The organism is Halomicrococcus gelatinilyticus, assembly GCA_024227995.1.
In the GTDB taxonomy this organism is placed as follows: domain Archaea; phylum Halobacteriota; class Halobacteria; order Halobacteriales; family Haladaptataceae; genus Halomicrococcus; species Halomicrococcus gelatinilyticus.
In genome coordinates this window covers 1,697,764-1,714,171 of sequence record CP100465.1, presented here as the reverse complement: position 1 = coordinate 1,714,171, position 16,408 = coordinate 1,697,764, and the positions used below count along the sequence as shown (strand labels likewise).

Sequence of the window (16,408 nt, the reverse complement as noted above, 5' to 3'; positions counted from 1 at the left end):
GGTTTGTAGCGGTGCCGTTCCGCGAGTTCGGACCGTCAGCGGGCGACGCCTCGGCGGGTGACGGGGGTCCGTCGCTACCTGCGCGTTGTCGAGGCGGGCGGTCGGACGAGGGGAACGGTTGTGTCGGTTACTCGTCGGTGAGACAGAACCACCAGTCGCGGCAGTCGTACCCCTCGGCCTCGGCTTCCTCGAGACGTGCCTCGACGCTCTCGACGTCGCCGGGTGGGGAGAGCAGCTTCTTGTCGTCGAAGTTGTCGTTGTTCGGCCAGTCGGCGGGCAGCGCGACGCCCTCCTCGTCGGCGGTCTGGAGCGCCTCCAGCGACCGGAGGATCTCGTCCATGTTGCGGCCGATCTCCAGCGGGTAGTAGAGGATCTGGCGGACGACGCCCTCGGGGTCGACGAAGAACACCGCGCGGACCGTCGACGTGCTCGCGCCGGGGTGGAGCATCCCCAGTTCGGACCCGACGGCACCGGTCTCGTCGGCGATGATCGGGAACCCGATCTCGACGTCGAGTTCCTCCTCGATCCAGTCGGTCCACTTGATGTGGGAGTGGACGCGGTCGACCGACAGGCCGAGGAGGTTCGCGCCGAGGTCCTCGAACTCCTCGCGTCGCTGCTCGAACGCGACGAACTCCGTCGTACAGACCGGCGTGAAGTCGCCCGGATGGCTGAACAGGACCAGCCACTCGCCCTCGTACTCGTCGGGGAGCGTCAGCGTCCCGTGGGTCGTCTCGACCTCCAGTTCGGGGAACTGGTCGCCGATCAGCGGCATGGACTGTCCAGCTTCGGATGGGTCTGCCGTAGTCATCTCAACTCTATCGTATGGACCCACCAAACATAATTCCTAGTACACCACCCGTTATTGCCGAGATGCACCGACGAGTTCCAGGAGCACCGCAATAATATCTGGTTCGGCCATCGAAGTAGCCCATTATTCGATATATACTGAACGATTAGCGAATAATTATTTTCCATGCGTTCACCCGGGCGCGAAACGGTTCCGGGCCCTCATCCGACGAAGGTCGACCGGCGGGAAAGAAACAGAACGGTCGTCGCGGACTGCAGTCGTAGTTACTCGTCGTCGTGGACCTGCGACATCCGCCGGGCCGCCGCGACGAGACGACCGAGCGACCGCTGGACGTCGTCGTCGCGGAGCGCACCCAGCAGGCCGAACAGGCCGAGCTTCTCCGGCTCCTCGTCCTCCGAGAACGCGCTCAGCGCCGCCTCGAGCGAACCGGCCACCTCGGGCTGGGCCGCCGTCTCGGTCAGCGCCATCAGGTTCTCGAGGTTCTGTCCCAGCTCGTACATGTCCGGCGTCTCGCGGTCCGCGCGAGCGTCGGCGAAGCCGGCGACCGCCATCCGGAGGTCCGCGATGACGTCCCGGTTGTCCCGCGTCACGTCGACGGCCTCGGGGACGAGGTCCTCCGCGAGGCCGCGCGTGGCGTCGAGGAGGTCGAGCAGTTCGACGAACGTGTCCGCGTTCTCGCCGAGACGTTCGAGCAGGACGATGGTCTCCTCCTTCTCGTAGGTCATCCGCAGTCGCTCGACGACCTCGCGGTTCTCGCGCGTCACCTCGACGAGTTCCGGGACGAGGTCCTCGGTCAGCCCAGCCGAGACCTCGAGCACGTCGAGCAGTTCGACCAGTTGCTCGGAGTTGTTGCCGAGCTTCTTGAGGAGCACGAGCGTCTCCTCGCGCTCGAACGCCATCCGGATCTCCTCGATGGGTTCGCGGTTCTCGCGCGTCACCTCGACGAGTTCCGGGACGAGCTCCTCCGCGAGCCCCTGGGTGGCGTCGAGCGCGTCGAGCAACTCGACGAGGTCGTCGGAGTTGGCCTCGATGCGTTCGACGAGTTCGTCGAGGTCCTCCCCCTCGTCTTGTGCTATCGTCGCCTGTGGCTGGTTGTCAGTCATGATGACCTCCTACGGGAGCGGGTCGTAGCCGCGCAGCCAGAGGTTCCAGTACACCGACGGTAGCACGTTGACGTCCATGATCCAGTTCATCTTGCTCTCGACGGGCGCGGAGATGGGTTCGTCGTAGTCGAACTCCGCCACCATCGCCTTGCCCTTCTCCGTGAGCAGCGGACACGCGGCGTAGCCGTCGTACTCGTCGTTCATCGGCAGCCCCTGCAGGTGGGACTCGAGGTTGTTGGCGACGACGTGTGCCTCCTTGCGTGCGGCGGCCGCGGTCTTCGAGTGCGGCGCGTTCTCGCAGTCGCCCAGCGCGAAGACGTCGTCGTACTCGGTGTGCTGGAGCGTGTGCTGGTCGATGGTCACGTACTCGCCGTCGTCGCTGCCCTCGGTCAGCGGCGAGTTCTCCGTGATGGCCTTCTGGCCGAACTGCGGCGTGACCGGAGCGAGGAAGTCGTACTCCAGTTCCCGGCCGTCGGCGGCGTGGACGACCTGTTCGTCGGGGTCGATCTCCTCGACGGAGAAGTTCGCCTCGAACTGGATGTCGCGCTCGTCCCAGATCTGGTAGAGCTTGTCGCGGTAGGGCTGGACGCCGAAGTGGTGCTCGGCGTTCCGGGTCATGATGACCTCGGACTCCTCGCGGATGCCCTGCCGACGGAGGTAGTCGTCGGCGAGCATCGCCATCTTCAGCGGCGCGCCGGGACACTTGATCGGCGTGTCCGGCTGGGTGACGACGAACCGCCCGCCGTCGAACTCCTCCAGCGCGTCGGCCATCTCCATCGCCGCGTCGTAGTGGTAGAAGGGGTATACCGAGTCGGTCTCCTGCCAGCCCTCCAGCAGTCCGGGGATCGCCGTGGGGTCGAGACGGTGGCCCGTCGCGACGACGAGGTAGTCGTACTCCAGCTCGCCGTCCGCGAGGTCGACGACCTTCTCGTCGGGGTCGACGCCCGTGACCTCGTCCTGGACGAACTCCACGCCCTCGCCGAACAGTTCGCTCACGTCGCGCGACTGTTCTTCGGCCTCGAGGTAGCCGAACGGGATGAGGTAGAACGACGGCTGGTAGAGGTGGTTGGTACTCTTGTCGACGACCGTGATGTCGACGTCGGAGTCGAGTTTCCGTCGGAGGATGTTCGCCGTCATCGCGCCGCCGGTACCGGCGCCGAGGATGGCTATCTTCGTCATGTTCATTCGTCCTTGCGACCGGATAGCGGTTAAGCCTGTGCTAGAAGCAACATTCTTGTGTAGCAGCCCCAATACCGGCTGGTTCCGGAAAATATGGTGGATTCTCTCGGGCGTCGTTCGATTTCGGACCGCTCGACGTTCGAGATGGCGGACTACTTGAACAAGTGGATTGACGTATCGGAAAATATGGTCGCCTACTCCTCGGTCTCGATGGGGGCGTCGACCAGGTTGCCCCATTCGCTCCACGACCCGTCGTAGTTCGCGACGTGGTCGTACCCGAGGAGTTCCGAGAGCACGAACCACGTCACGGCCGACCGCTCGCCGACGTGGCAGTAGACGATGACGTCGTCGTCCTCGCCGAGCCCGGCGTTCTCGTAGAGTTCAGCCAGCGTGTCGTGGTCCTCGAACCGGCCGTCGTCCTCGACGGTCTTCGACCAGGGGACGTGGACCGAGCCGGGGATGTGCCCGCCGACCATCGTCTTCGGCGTCTGGGTGTCGCCCGGCGGCTCCCGGCGGTCGCCAGCGAACTCCTCCGAACTCCGGACGTCGAGCAGCGTCGTGTCGCCGGCGAGCGCGCGCTCGACGTCGTCGCGGTACGCGCGCAGGTGTTCGAGCGGGCCGCGGGCGCTGTACTCGCGTTCGGTGAACGCCGGATCGTCGGTCGTCGTCGTGTAGCCGCGTTCGACCCAGTACTCGCGCCCGCCGTTCAGGAGGTAGACCTGCTCGTGGCCGTAGTACTTGAACAACCAGTACGCGTACGCGGCGAACCAGTTCGACTCGTCGCCGTACAGGACGACGGTGCTGTCCTCGGTGACGCCGTTGCGACCCAGTAGCTCCTCGAACGTCGCCCTGTCGGGCGTACCGCGACCGTTCTCGCCGGTCAGGCTCGTCACCCAGTCGACGCCGACGGCGCCCGGGATGTGACCGTCGTCGTAGGAGTCGGCGGCGTCGGCCTCGACCAGTCGCATCGAGGGGTCGTCGCTCTCGAACTCGTCGAGTCGGTCGGCGAGCCAGTCGGCCTCGACGAGCGCGTCGGTGGCGTAGTCGGTACGACCGTTCTCCCGCGCCAGCCCGTAACAGGTCTGTCTGGCGTCGTGAAGCGCCGGCGTGGAATCGAGCAACCCCACTTCCTGGAGCTGCTTGATGCCGTATCGGGTGGTTCGCGCCGACAGCATCGTCTCCTCCGTCAGCTCCTTCTGGGTCATCCGTCCGTGCCGTTCGAGGGTCTTGTAGATGAACTTCGAACTGGGCGGAAGGTCGTCGAGTTTCTCTTTTACGCTGCCCGGGGTGGCCATCGTGGGTACCTACCTGATGTAACGACTGTGGCGTTATGTGGTTACCGGTTCAAATAGCCGGTTCGGCTCGATTCGTGCAATTCCGCGGCCATTATTTCCCGGCGTGCGCCACGCTGGCGACGAGACCGACGTTCGAGAAGCGGCAAGAATGTTTACTTCGGGTCGTACACCTGCTCCGGTCCGGCCTGAACCGGCAACAAGACGACAGTGACCAACCCTTATTATTGCGCCGGCAGTACAATACTATGCAATGGTTCAGGAAATCACGGTTGAGGAACTTCGAGACAAGCTGGACGCGGACGACGACTTCACGCTCTTCGACACGCGGGGTGCCGACGACTACGAGGACTGGCACATCGGTGCCGCCGAGAACGTCGAGTACTCCGGTGCCAACGACGAACTGGTCGGCGACTTCGACGCCTACCGAGACCGGCTCGACGAGGACGACGAGCTCGTCACCATCTGTGCGACGGGACGGTCCGCCGGCCTGTTCGCCGAGTGGCTCGAAGCGGAAGGCTTCGAGAACGTCAAGACCGTAGCGGGCGGCATGGAAGCGTGGAGCATGGTCTACGACGTCGTCCCCATCGCGACGAAGGACGACGACGTCGAGATCGTCCAGCTCCAGCGGCGCTCGAAGGGCTGCCTCGGCTACCTCGTCGGTGACCGGCGGACGGGCAAGGCCGCCGCCATCGACGTGACCCGCGCCACTGAGACGTTCAAGGACGCCGCCGCCGAGCGCGGCTTCGACATCGTACGCGTCTTCGACACGCACGTCCACGCCGACCACATCTCGGGCGGCCGGGAGTTCGCCGACGAACTCGGCGTCCCGTACCACCTCGGCCAGCCCGCCGAGACCCGTGACCCCACCTACGACTTCGACGGCATCGACCCGAACGACAGCGTCGACGTCGGCGAGGTCACGATCAAGTCGGTCCACACGCCCGGCCACACGACCGGTATGACCTCCTGGCTCGTCGAGGACGAGGCGCTGCTCACCGGCGACACGCTGTTCGTGGAGTCCATCGGCCGGACGGAGCTCCAGTTCGCCGACGCCGACGCCCGCGACGGCGCGCGCGTCCAGTACGAGACGCTTCACAAGGTCATCATGTCCCTGCCCGAGGACGTGAAGATCCTGCCGGGCCACTTCTCGGTCACCGACGACGGCCAGTTCATCGACGTGACCCCCGGCCTGCCGATGATGTCCACGGTCGGCGAGATCTGGGAGTCCAACGAGATCCTCCAGCTGGACGAGGACGAGTTCGTCGAGCACATGTTCGACAACCTCCCGTCCAAGCCGCCGAACTACGAGACCGTCATCGCGACGAACGAGGGCAGCTACACGCCCGAGGACGAGGACGAGAAGAACGAACTCGAGCTCGGTCCGAACCGCTGTGCCGCGACCGAGGACAGCGTCGTCGCCGACGACTGAACTCGGCCCGAATCGCTCCACGACGTGACGACCCCATCGCGACGCTGACCCCCGCGACGGGTCGTCGCGGCGACGCACGGAGCGGTTCCGACGGCCGACCGAAACCGTGTCTCCCGGGCGACATCGTCGGACGCTGACCGCGACCGCCGGTATCTCCCCATCGCGTCGCCCGGCTTTCCTCGAGCGTTGTCGCTCGTTTCCCCGGTCTGTCCCACTCGACCGTCCGTCTCGCGAGCGTGCGACGCTTCTTCGCGGTTCCCGCACTCTACAGCCAGTAGCGGCTGCCGTCGCGGTTCCCCCGCTCGTTGCCCGGGTCGCCAGGTTCATGCCCCGGTGTCGTCAACGCCTACCCGAATGAGCGACCTCGAACTGTACGAGATAGAGGGGTGTCCGTTCTGCATCAAGGTCCGGCGCAAGCTCGACGACCTGGGCCTGGAGTACGAGTCCCACTCCGTTCCGCGAAGACGCTCCCAGCGCACCGAGGTGAAAGAGATCAGCGGCCAGACCGGCGTCCCGGTCCTGGTCGACCCCGAGCACGGCGTCGAAGGGATGCCGGAGAGCAGGGACATCGTCGCCTACCTCGAGGAGACGTACGGGTCCGAGTAAAAACGCTTCAGATATTAACGCGCAGAGCTATCGTCCCGGCCTGCGTCGCTTCTGGTACGAAGATACGTCGGCTCCGCGAGAAACGAAGCCTGCAGGGGGTATCGCTCCACGAACGCGCCGTGTACCACTTGGTGCCATCGCAACCGTACCGCTCGGAGGTGGTTCGTCGCTGGCCACCTCTTTTACGTTCTCGCCGCGCGTCGTACCGCCGTGACCCGAACGACACGCAGACGGTTCTCCCGGCTCGCTTCCATCTCGCTGGTCACCGGACTCGCCGGCTGCGCCTTCCCCGGCGGTGACGGTGGCGAGGACGGTGGCGGAGAGGGTGGCGGCGAGGACGGTGGCGAAGAAGGGGGCGGCGAAGAAGGGGACGGCGAGGGCGACGACTAACGCGGACGGTGCAGGACGGAAAAGAGAACGGCGAAGACGGGCGACGAGCGCGAACGACGCCACAGCCTCGTCGCGCGTTCGTTCGATGTTCTGTGCTCGGGAGGCGCACTGCTGTGCTCAGGAGGCGCGTCCGGAGGGCGAGCGACCGATGTCGATGTACAGGAGTCCCGTTGCGGCGAGCAGGGGCAGGGCGAGCGCCAGGACGATGTCTCCCTCGTAGAAGGCCAGCCCGATCCCGACGATGCTCGCGAGGACTATGAGGACGCCGGCGACGACCATCGGTCGGCTGGTGCTCTCGACGTCTCGTTGTCGGCTCATGTACGAACCTCGGGACCGGGGGGACATGAGTCGACCGAACACCCCGTCATTTTTCCTCGAAAATCGCTATACGGCGACGGAACAGGAAAATTTAGCGAGCGCAAGTGTCGGCTTCTTTCGAGGCGAGACGGCGGTGCACGATAGCGTGGCACACGGCACTGCGGGTGCGAACGCGACGCTCTTCGAGAGCGGTGCAGGACAGGACGAGCGGAGCGACAAACGGAACGAACGGAGCGACGAGCGAAGCGGACGGTAGTCGACGGGCGTCAGGCGGGCGTCTCGGCGCGTTCGCGGATGAGCTTCTGCAGTTCCTCGGCGTCGTCGATCTGTTCTATCTCGTCGCGCTCGACCAGCGCCGTGTCCTCGACGGTCTCGCGGCGCGCCTCGTCGACGAAGTAGACCGAGCGCGTCTTCGCGACCTGGCTGATGGAGCTCATGATGCGGGCGCGCTTCTCCGCCGCCTCGTTGAACGTGGAGTGGCTGGTGAGCACGCGCGCCTCGCGGTCGTCCTCGCTGACGGTCTTGAACGGCGCGCGCGTCGTCGGGTGGACGGTGAAGCCGACGCGGGTGAGCACCGTCACCATGTGCTCGTCGCCCTTCCCGGCGTCCGGTTCGTCGGGTTCGGGCTCGTCGTTGATCTCGTCGGCCCCGTCGAGCACGGAGACGGGGCTGGTGAGGTCGCTGTCGAACATCTCCTCCAGTTCGAGCGCCACCTCGACGCTGGCGTTCATGCCGCCCTCGTACTTCGAGACGGTGCGCCGGGAGACGCCGAGTTCGGACGCGAGCTGGCCGAGGCTCCAGCCGCGCTCCTCGCGTTCGTCCTTCAGTACCTCGCCGTCGATGTTGACGTAGAGACCGCCCGGTGCGGCGTACACCAGCGGCGGCACGCCCTCGACGAAGAGGTCCATCGCGGTGTCGGGCGACAGGACCGGCACGCCGTGGCGGAAGTACACCACGCCGGGTTCGAGGTCCTGGTCGCGCGTCCGCAGGCCGACGACGATGGGGGTGCCGTCGAGGTACGTCCCCAGTCGTCGCATCTCGGTGCCTGTCGCAGCGTCGAACGCGTCGATGTTACCGAGGATCTTCAACAGCAGGAGATCCGGACCACGACGTGCCGCCACGTCGAAGCTCTTGGGCCGGATCGCACACCGGTCGCTGACCACGAATCCCGCGTCCTCCAGCATCGCGGTCACGTTGCCGACCAGCGCAGAGCGGGACATGGCCGAAGGTAAGTGTTTCCCATATATATACGTTGCGTCGCTGCGGGTCGACGGCTGCTTGCGGTTATCGTTTCGGTCGGCGGCAGCTTCATATACTTCGACCGGGCTCCGAAAGCCGTTAGTTCGCCACGCGACTACCGGCGGGCGTGACAGTCATCGGCGTCGACGACACCGACTCCCGCGAGCGCGGGATGTGCACGACGTACCTCGCCACCCGGGTCGCCGAGCGGGTGCGCGAGGCCGGCGGCGACGTGGCGCGACTCCTCCTCGTCCGCCTCAACCCCGCCGTCGAACACAAGACCCGCGGGAACGCCGCGCTCGCGGTCCACACCGACCTCGACGCCGACCGCGCGTTCGCCCTCGCGCGCGAGGAACTCGCCGGAATCGCCGAGACCGACGACCCGCGGACGAACCCGGGCCTCGTCGTCGCGCCGCACGCGCCGGACGACGCACCTGACGCGGTGGCCGACTTCGCCCGCCGGGCGGTCCGCGACCTCCTCGGCCGGGAAGCGGCGGAGCGGGAGGTCGCGGCCGCCGACTACCGCGCTGCCGGCTGGAAGAACGGCCGCGGGAAGATCGGCGCGCTCGCGGCGGTAGGCGCCTGGACCGCGTTCGACGAGTGGACCTACGAGTTCATCTCCTACCGCGAACCCGAACGCAGAGGGACGCCGCGCGAGGTCGACCACGAGTCGCTGTTCGCCGCTGCTGACGACGCCTACCCTCGCGCCTGGGACACCGTCGACCGGGGGACGGGCGAGGCGGTCTGCGTCCCACACACGCCGGGGCCAATCCTCCACGGCATCCGGGGCGACGACCCCGAGGCCGTCCGGGCGGTCGCCGACGGCATCGAGAGCGAATCGGTCGAGCGCACCGCGCTGTTCGTGACGAACCAGGGCACCGACGCCCACCTGCAGGACGGCCACCTCGCGACGGTCGAGGACGGCCACGCCTACCGCGTCACCGGGTCGGTCGCGACCGCTCCCGAGACGCGCCGGGGCGGTCACGTCTTCCTCGAACTCCGCGACGACGACAGTGCTGCCACGCTCAAGTGTGCCGCGTTCGAACCGACGAAGCGCTTCCGCGACCGCGTCCGGGCGTTGCGGCCGGGCGACCGCGTGACGGTCTGCGGCGAGGTCTCGCAGGGAACGCTCAAGCTGGAGAAGTTCGCGGTCCGGCGACTCGACGCCACCGAACTCGTCACGCCGGACTGCCCCGACTGCGGCCGCTCGATGGAGAGTGCCGGCGCTGACCAGGGCTACCGCTGCCGGGACTGCAACACGAGCGCGCCGGGGAAGGTCGAACGGGTGGTCGAACGCGACCTCGAACGCGGCTGGTACGAGGTGCCGCCGGCGGCGCGCCGGCACGTCGCGAAACCGCTCGTCAGAGGCGGGTTCGACGCGCCGACCCATCCGGAGCGATAGCGGAGCGCGAGCGGCGACGCTCGACCGGAGCACGCCGGTCGAACGCGTTACCGGACGACCGACGGCGCGGCCTCGAACCGCTCGCGGTGGTTCTCGCGGAACGGTTCGTCCTCGGCGTCGAGCGCCGCGGGCGTCCAGAACCGGGCGGCGGTCGCGTCCGACCCCGCGGCGACCGCGCCCGACGTTTGCTCGGCGGCCACGACGAACCCGAGCGAGGTCACGTGTTTCCCCTCGTAGGAGTGGAACGTCCGCGCGTCGAACAGCGAGAGTTCGCTGGACCCGACCCCCAGCCCTGTCTCCTCCCGGAGTTCGCGGGCCGCGCCCTCGGCGGGTGACTCGTCGCGTTCGAGGTGGCCGCCGGGGATCGTCCAGTCACCGACGCCGGGTTCGGCGGCGCGCCGCACGAGCAGCACCGCGTCGTCGTCGACCACGGCGACGTTCGCACACGGGACCGGGTTGTGCCAGACCGTCTGGTCGCAGTCGTCGCAGCGGAAGTGCTGGCGACCGTCGACGTCGGTCGTCGCCAGTCGGCCGCCGCAGTGCGGACAGTAGTCGGCGGGACGCGAGACCATCCGTTCAGTCGTCGGCCTCGGCGTCGAGCAGTTCCGTCGCGGTCAGCAGCGACTCCAGTTCCACGTCGACCTCGGCGAGGTTCTCCCGGCCGCCCTCCTCGCGGTCGACGACGACCAGCACGCGGTTCACCTCGGCACCGGCGTCGCGGAGCGCCTCGACGGCGTCGACCGCGCTCTGGCCGGTGGTCGCGATGTCTTCGAGGACGACGACCTCCTCGCCCTCCGCTAGGCGACCCTCGATGAGGTTCGCCGTGCCGTACTCCTTCTGCTGTTTGCGCGCGACGACGTAGGGGTTGCCGGTCTCGACGCTCGTCACCGCGACCAGCGGGACCGCGCCCAGCGCCACGCCGGCGAGCTTCGTCTCGCTCGCGCCGAGTTCGTCGAGGCGGTCGGCGAACGCCTCGGCGACGAGTTCCAGGCAGTGGGGGTCCGTCTCGAAGAGGTACTTGTCGACGTAGTAGTCGCTCGTCCCGCCGTGGGAGAGTTCGAACTCGCCGAACCGGACGGCGTCGGCGTCCCTGAGCGCCGCGATGAGTTCCTCGTTCGTCATACCCGGAAAGGGTTCGCGGAGCGGTATAAGCGGGACGATTGTCGCTGCGTGGAGTGTTCGGCAGATGCAATCTGGCCCCTCGAACAGCCGTGACCACCTCGAAAGCCCCTGGCGGCTCCGGTCGATGCGCTCGCTGCGCTCCTCGCCGCCTCCGGCGGCTGCGGTGCTTACGTCGCCCGTCTTCCCGGAGCCGCCAGCCCCTTTCAGTCCCTTCCTCGTAGCTTGCCCGGCCAGCCGACACGGGTTGGGCTTTCGAGGTGGTCGACACCGAAGCTGTACTCCCCACATTCGCTGAACTTGCCGTCGCTGCTTCCCAGTAGAATGGTCCGAGTTAGCGACGTGCGCCGACGAAACACGCGCTCACCGGATCACATGAAGTCGGCGATGCCGCTCTGTTTGTTCTTGTCGTTCTCGAACACGCTCTCCAGCGAGCGGTCGAGGATCTCCAGGCGCTGTTTCGTGTACTCGCGGGCACCGTACTCCTCGGCCACCTGGATGGCGGTGTCCATGTACTTGTTCACCGACCCCTGGTGGACCGTGAGGTTCACGTCGCCGCCGCACTCCCGGCACTCGCCGGTGAGCGGCATCCGGCGGTACTTCTCGCCGCAGTCGAGACACCGCGTCTCCTGGCGCGAGAACGCCCGCAGGTTGCCGATGAGGTCCGGCAGGAAGTGGTACTCGATGACCCGCTCGGCGACGTCCGTCTCGTCGACCGCGCGCAGCTTCCGGGAGAGTTCGAGCTGGGCGTCCATCTTGTCCATCATCGAGCCGAGCGTCTTGTACGCCGAGAGGTCCGGGCCGAGCGCGATGTCGCTCGTGTCGTGGGTGTGCCGGAAGTCGGTGTACTCGCGGTCCGTGCCGAGGTTCTCCTCCGCGATGGTCATCACGTCCTCGACCTCGCCGGGGTCGGCCAGCTCCCGCGTCGCCTCGTAGAACTCCCGGGGATACTGGTCGACGATGTCCATGTTGTGCGCCTCGTCGTCGATCTCGCTCGGGTCGATGCGCGAGGACATCACCAGCGGCGCGTCCATCTGGCCCCCGCGCTTGTCCGGCAGGAACTCCTTGCTGAAGTTCAGCAGGCCGTCCATCAACAGCATCACGCAGTCCTCGTCCCCGTCGCACTGGCCGACGAAGAGGTCGTTCGCGACGAGCGTGTGGGTGTCCGCGACGGTGAGGCTGTAGGTGTACTCCAGGTCGCTCTCGACCACCTCGACGGACGCCACCTCGTCCAGCCAGAGGTCGCCGCCGTCGCCGAAGAGGCGCTGTGAGCGAACCGGCGTCGAGTCGCGGGCGTCCGCGAGCGTCTCGGACTTCCTGTCAGAGTCAACCGCAACGGTACCGTCGGCAGTCTGTCCGCCGTCGACCTCAGTGAACCTGGGAGACGGAATCTCGTCGCCGGGTTCGAGTTCGCGCGCGTCGACCTCCTCCACGCCGGCGGGCGTCCACCGGCGCATCGAGTGGTCCGGGGTCACCGTCAGTTCGCGGCCGCTCCGCGTCTCGATTTCCAGCATGTGGTCCGGAGCAGGATGCTTCGAGACGGCGTCGACCGGCTTCAGGACGCGGTCGCCGTCCTCGTCTATCGACGGGACGTGCACGTTGCCATCAAGTTCCGCCACGAGCGCACCGAAGTCGTCCGTCCGCGGGTCGTCGAGGCGGTCTTCGACCAGCTGCCGAATCTCGGCGTGGTGCCACCTCCCGGCCTCGTCCTCGTACCAGACCTTCGCCTCCGGGTGGAAGCAATTCCGACGTTTCGCTGCGTGGAAGTACGGGTGCGCGTAGCCGACGGCGGCGCTGGTGAAACCGACGATGCGGCCGACGACGGCGGCGGAGGTGTGGGGCGCCATGCCGAAGACGAGTTCGCCGACGAGGTCCTGGCGGTCGTCGAACTCGTAGAACGGTTCGAGGCCGTAGTAGTCGTCGAGCAGTTCGTCGACGAAGTCGGCGGTCTTCAGGAGGTGTTCGGCCGCGCCGTCCGAGAGGACGACGTCCTGGACCTTCAGCTCGACGAGCTGGTCGTCGTGGCGGAGCGGTTCGCCGTGGACGTCCTCGTCGTAGCCCAGTCCGCGCAACTGGTCCGCGGAGACGTCGAGTTCCGACGCCCGGACGGCGGTGACGGGGAGGTCGGTCATGTCGTAGCGGACCGTGCCGTCCTTGAACGCCGAGACGCCGTGTTTCGCCCGGAGGACGCCCTTCTCGATGGGTTCGGGCGTCTTGTTCGACGACGACAGCCCCTTGACGCCCTTCAGCACGTCGAAGGCGTTCTCGCGCTCGCCGACCGCCTCCAGCGCGTCGCGGAACTCGTCGTTGACGTTGATGGTGCGCGTCTCGACGCTAGTAGCCTCGACCTCGCAGCGGGGGCACTCCGCGCGCCCCGACTCGTCGGGTTCGACCTCGGTGCCGCACTCGGGGCACTCGTAGTGGGGGACGGTGTGGCCGTCGCAGTCCGGACAGCGCGCCCGGAAGGTGTGGGTGCCGCAGTTCTCGCACTCGCGGCGGCCGACCTGCACCTCGACCGCGCCGCGCGTGCCGGACATCCCCTCGGTGTGGCCGGCGGCCTTGGCGACGTCGCGCTGGTCGCCGCCGGCCTCACCGATGGGGAACAGCGTGTGGACCGCCGGGCTGAGTTCGCGGCTCTCGGACTTCTCCGGGCGGCCCATCCGGTTGCCGACGCGGGTCGGCGCGCGCTCGCGGACCGCGAACGGCGCGACCTCCGCGACGGCCCTCACGGCGTTGTCGCCGTCCTCGTCGTCGCCCCACGAACGGGCCGTCGCGGAGAGGTCCTCGGGCGTCCAGGCGCGCTCCAGGTCGGCGTCGAAGCCGAGCGAGCGAACGAGCGGCTCCCAGTCGGGGACCCGCAACCGCTCGCCCTGGTAGTGCTCGACGAGCAGGGCCTCCAGCGTCTCCCGGACCCCGTCGTCGGGAGCGAGCACGAGGTCGCCGTCGTCGACCGTGGCGTCGTCCACCGCGTCGGCGAGCGCCAGGAAGCGGTCGACGGAGACGTCGTGCCAGAGATAGGTGTACTTCGGGTGGAGCGGGCAGTCGTACTCGGTCGCCCATTCGAGCGCCTCGGCCGCGTCGGGGTCGTCGAGGGAGATGGAGGGGTCGTCGCGCATCGCCTGGACGTCGGCGTCCGTCCCTTCGAGTTCCTGCACCCACCACTCGACCGTGTAGGAGGCGGGCGCGAGCGGGTGGTTGTTCTCGACGAACTCGCCGTAGTTGACGAGATACTCGCCGAGGTCGAGGATCTTCTCGACGCCGTTGCGCACCTCCAGCGCCTCCGCGGCGTCGTCGATGCGGCGCACGTCGCCGTTGGCGAGGCGGACCGTCGGCCCCTCGATGGTGTCGACCGGCACGACGCCGGCGGCCTTGCCGGGCCGCTCGGTCTTGATCTGGGTGCCAGCGGCGAGGAAGTCGTCCACGAGGTGCATCGTCGCCGGGTGGACGCCCGCCGTCGCGAACCCGTGGTTGCGGGCGCGGCCGTACCGCAGCCGGAATCCGCCGGTCGCGCAGGGATGGGTGAAGACGGGACGGCCGGCGATGAGGTCGCGGAGGAACTTCTCGGAGGGGTCGACGCGCGGCGGGCCGTCGGGCGCGGCGGGGTCGGGCTCCTCGTCTGCGTCGTCGGTCTCCTCGCCGCCCTCGTCGTCGGTCGCCGCCTCGCTCTCCTCCTCGTCGCCGTCGCCGCCGTCGTCCTTCCCGATGGTGCCGTCGATGAGGTCCTGGAGCCAGGGCCAGTCGACCTCGTCGAGGTTGCGGGTGTAGCGCTGTATCTTCGGCGCTTTCAGCGCGATCCCCTCGGCGAGGACGAGACACATGCCGCCGCGGGGGTTGTTGGTGTCGACGCGCTCGAGGTCGCGGAAGCCCGAGACCTCCTCGTCGCCCGTCGACTCCCCGTCGAGCATGACCGGCATGTGCTCGGCGATGAACTTCGTCTCCTTGTCCTTCGGCGAGTACTGCAGGCCCGTCTCGTTGTCGTAGAGGGTGATCTCCTCGGCGTAGCGCTCGATCTCGTCGGAACGGGCGTCGTACTCCTCGACGCCGACCAGCGTCCGGGTGTAGTCGGCGACGAGCACCGACAGCGCCTGTGCGGTCCCGCCCGCAGAGCGGATGGGGCCGGCGTAGTAGACGTTGACGAACTCCGTGCCGTCGTCGTTCTGCAGCAGTTCGACGCGGTCGATGCCCTCGATGGGCGCGGCGACGACGCCCTCGGTGAGGAGCGCGACCGCGGTCCGGACCGCGCCCTCGACCTTGCCGGCCCGCGTCTCGTAGTCGCCGACGTTGCCCTCGGCGAAGTCCTCCGCGAGCGCGAGCGCGGCCTCCTCGCGGCTCATCTCGCCCTCCAGTTCGCGGACGCGCTCGGCGACGCCGTCGATGCCGAGAATGTTCTCGACGCGGGCGGCCATGTCCTTCGCCACCGGTATCTCGACCTCAGGCTTCGGGTCGCCGCCGCGCTCTTTCGCGCGCTCGGCGACGTCGAACGCGTCGTCGAGGTCGGCCTCCAGTCGCTCGAAGTACTGCCGGTCTTCCTCCCGCATGCTACAGCCAGAGGTCGAGGTCGGTCGGTTCGTCGTGTTCGCGAACCAGCGGCTCGTCGAACGTCCGCACGTACAGTTCGCCGGCGAAGACGGTCGCCGCGTCGAGGTGGCCCGCAAGCGCCTGCCCGGACTCGCGCGAGAGCACGACGTGGGTGTGGGCGAAGCGCTCGCCGTCGAGCAGCGAGACGTTGCCGACGCAGGCGGCGACCTCCATCGGTTCGTCGAAACTCACCTCGTGGTACTCCTGGTCGTCCTGGTCGTAGAACCAGACGTCGGCGTCCTGCACCGCACCCATGCCGACGAACCAGGCCGCGTCGATGCCCTCGTCGTCCGCGAGCGACTCGATCTCCGCGCGCCAGTCAGCGCCGTGTCCGAGTCGGGCGACGAACTCCCGGTCCCCGGATACCTCCCGATAGTCCATACCTGTTTCAGTCCCGGCCGAGGCAAAAAAGGTTGAGTATCGGCCCCTTATCATCACGTAAGGTGACCGGTTCGCGCCACGCCTGGTCGGCGGGCGCGCGGAGAAGGCGCTAGAGTGTGACTGCGACGCGCCGGCCGCGGGGCGACGCGGAAGAAGGAGGACGTCGTACCTGCGAAGGGCTGTGCGTAATCGGGGACCTATCGCCACTCCGGAAGCGATGCAGCGTCGGCTACCGGCATGGAGAGCCACTCGTTGTCCCGGGTGATGTCGGCGATGACGAGTCGCTCCACGCGACCGTCGTCGTCCACCGAGGACATGACCTCGGCGTCCTCTGCGACCGGTGCCGACACTGCAGTCGTATCCGGCGTCATACTTTGAGAATGCATACCACGGAATATAAGACCTCCGAATCGGCGAGACAGTCACTAGACCATGACACGAAGACGCCGATTTCTGGCGTTCTCTCCGAGAAATCCGCCGTTACTCCCCGTTTCTGAACGTTACGGAGGGGCGAAGCGGACGGGTGTGAGACCGACGGACAGTCACGTTCGACATCGTCCG

Annotated in this window: 15 protein-coding genes; 4 read left to right on the top strand and 11 right to left on the bottom strand. The window is 67.5% G+C overall.

Annotated elements, in window-relative coordinates; translation table 11 throughout:
- Positions 1-127: 127 nt before the first annotated feature.
- The 4 genes from NKT36_RS09055 to NKT36_RS09040 form a co-directional block, all read right to left on the bottom strand.
- A complete protein-coding gene (locus NKT36_RS09055) occupies positions 128-808 on the bottom strand; it encodes a peroxiredoxin (protein WP_327050727.1) in 681 nt (226 codons plus the stop codon).
- 263 nt (positions 809-1,071) lie between these two features.
- Positions 1,072-1,911: a DUF1641 domain-containing protein gene (locus NKT36_RS09050; protein WP_327050726.1), complete on the bottom strand. Its 840-nt coding sequence runs from the start codon at positions 1,909-1,911 to the stop codon at positions 1,072-1,074.
- Positions 1,912-1,920: 9 nt separating this feature from the next.
- Positions 1,921-3,090 (bottom strand): NAD(P)/FAD-dependent oxidoreductase, encoded by a 1,170-nt coding sequence (locus NKT36_RS09045; RefSeq protein ID WP_327050725.1) that lies wholly within the window; start codon positions 3,088-3,090, stop codon positions 1,921-1,923.
- 194 nt (positions 3,091-3,284) lie between these two features.
- The gene (locus NKT36_RS09040; RefSeq protein WP_327050724.1) at positions 3,285-4,385 is read right to left on the bottom strand and encodes a rhodanese-like domain-containing protein; all 1,101 of its coding nucleotides are present in this window, start codon (positions 4,383-4,385) and stop codon (positions 3,285-3,287) included.
- A gap of 250 nt (positions 4,386-4,635) precedes the next feature.
- Here NKT36_RS09040 and NKT36_RS09035 point away from each other — a divergent pair, with 250 nt between their 5' ends.
- The 3 genes from NKT36_RS09035 (at position 4,636) to NKT36_RS09025 (ending at position 6,810) form a co-directional block, all read left to right on the top strand.
- Positions 4,636-5,814, top strand: coding sequence for an MBL fold metallo-hydrolase (locus NKT36_RS09035; protein WP_327050723.1), 1,179 nt, complete (start codon positions 4,636-4,638; stop codon positions 5,812-5,814).
- 354 nt (positions 5,815-6,168) lie between these two features.
- Positions 6,169-6,420 carry a glutathione S-transferase N-terminal domain-containing protein gene (locus tag NKT36_RS09030; RefSeq protein ID WP_327050722.1) on the top strand — a complete coding sequence of 84 codons (252 nt, stop codon included), beginning with the start codon at positions 6,169-6,171 and terminating at the stop codon, positions 6,418-6,420.
- 210 nt (positions 6,421-6,630) lie between these two features.
- On the top strand, positions 6,631-6,810 hold the full coding sequence (locus NKT36_RS09025; RefSeq protein ID WP_327050721.1) for a hypothetical protein: 180 nt from the start codon (positions 6,631-6,633) through the stop codon (positions 6,808-6,810).
- A gap of 117 nt (positions 6,811-6,927) precedes the next feature.
- Here NKT36_RS09025 and NKT36_RS09020 read toward each other — a convergent pair whose 3' ends face one another.
- Both NKT36_RS09020 and NKT36_RS09015 read right to left on the bottom strand, forming a co-directional pair.
- Positions 6,928-7,128, bottom strand: a complete 201-nt coding sequence (locus NKT36_RS09020) for a hypothetical protein (RefSeq protein ID WP_327050720.1) — start codon at positions 7,126-7,128, stop codon at positions 6,928-6,930.
- Positions 7,129-7,394: 266 nt separating this feature from the next.
- Complete coding sequence (locus tag NKT36_RS09015) at positions 7,395-8,348, bottom strand: transcriptional regulator (RefSeq protein WP_327050719.1); 954 nt, start codon at positions 8,346-8,348, stop codon at positions 7,395-7,397.
- A 146-nt stretch (positions 8,349-8,494) separates the two neighbouring features.
- On the opposite strand from NKT36_RS09015, the gene NKT36_RS09010 reads away from it, so the two are divergent.
- Positions 8,495-9,769 (top strand): tRNA(Ile)(2)-agmatinylcytidine synthase, encoded by a 1,275-nt coding sequence (locus NKT36_RS09010; protein WP_327050718.1) that lies wholly within the window; start codon positions 8,495-8,497, stop codon positions 9,767-9,769.
- A 47-nt stretch (positions 9,770-9,816) separates the two neighbouring features.
- On the opposite strand, the gene NKT36_RS09005 is transcribed toward NKT36_RS09010, so the two are convergent.
- From NKT36_RS09005 to NKT36_RS08985, 5 genes are all read right to left on the bottom strand, one after another.
- Positions 9,817-10,341, bottom strand: a complete 525-nt coding sequence (locus NKT36_RS09005) for an NUDIX hydrolase (protein WP_327050717.1) — start codon at positions 10,339-10,341, stop codon at positions 9,817-9,819.
- 4 nt (positions 10,342-10,345) lie between these two features.
- Entirely contained in the window at positions 10,346-10,891 is a 546-nt protein-coding gene (gene pyrE, locus NKT36_RS09000; protein WP_327050716.1) for an orotate phosphoribosyltransferase, read from the bottom strand.
- Between the two features lie 368 nt (positions 10,892-11,259).
- Positions 11,260-15,426, bottom strand: a complete 4,167-nt coding sequence (locus tag NKT36_RS08995; protein ID WP_327050715.1) for a DNA-directed DNA polymerase II large subunit — start codon at positions 15,424-15,426, stop codon at positions 11,260-11,262.
- Between the two features lies 1 nt (position 15,427).
- The gene (locus tag NKT36_RS08990; RefSeq protein ID WP_327050714.1) at positions 15,428-15,847 is read right to left on the bottom strand and encodes a PPC domain-containing DNA-binding protein; all 420 of its coding nucleotides are present in this window, start codon (positions 15,845-15,847) and stop codon (positions 15,428-15,430) included.
- Between the two features lie 197 nt (positions 15,848-16,044).
- Entirely contained in the window at positions 16,045-16,218 is a 174-nt protein-coding gene (locus NKT36_RS08985; protein WP_327050713.1) for a DUF7556 family protein, read from the bottom strand.
- Between the last annotated feature and the right edge of the window lie 190 nt (positions 16,219-16,408).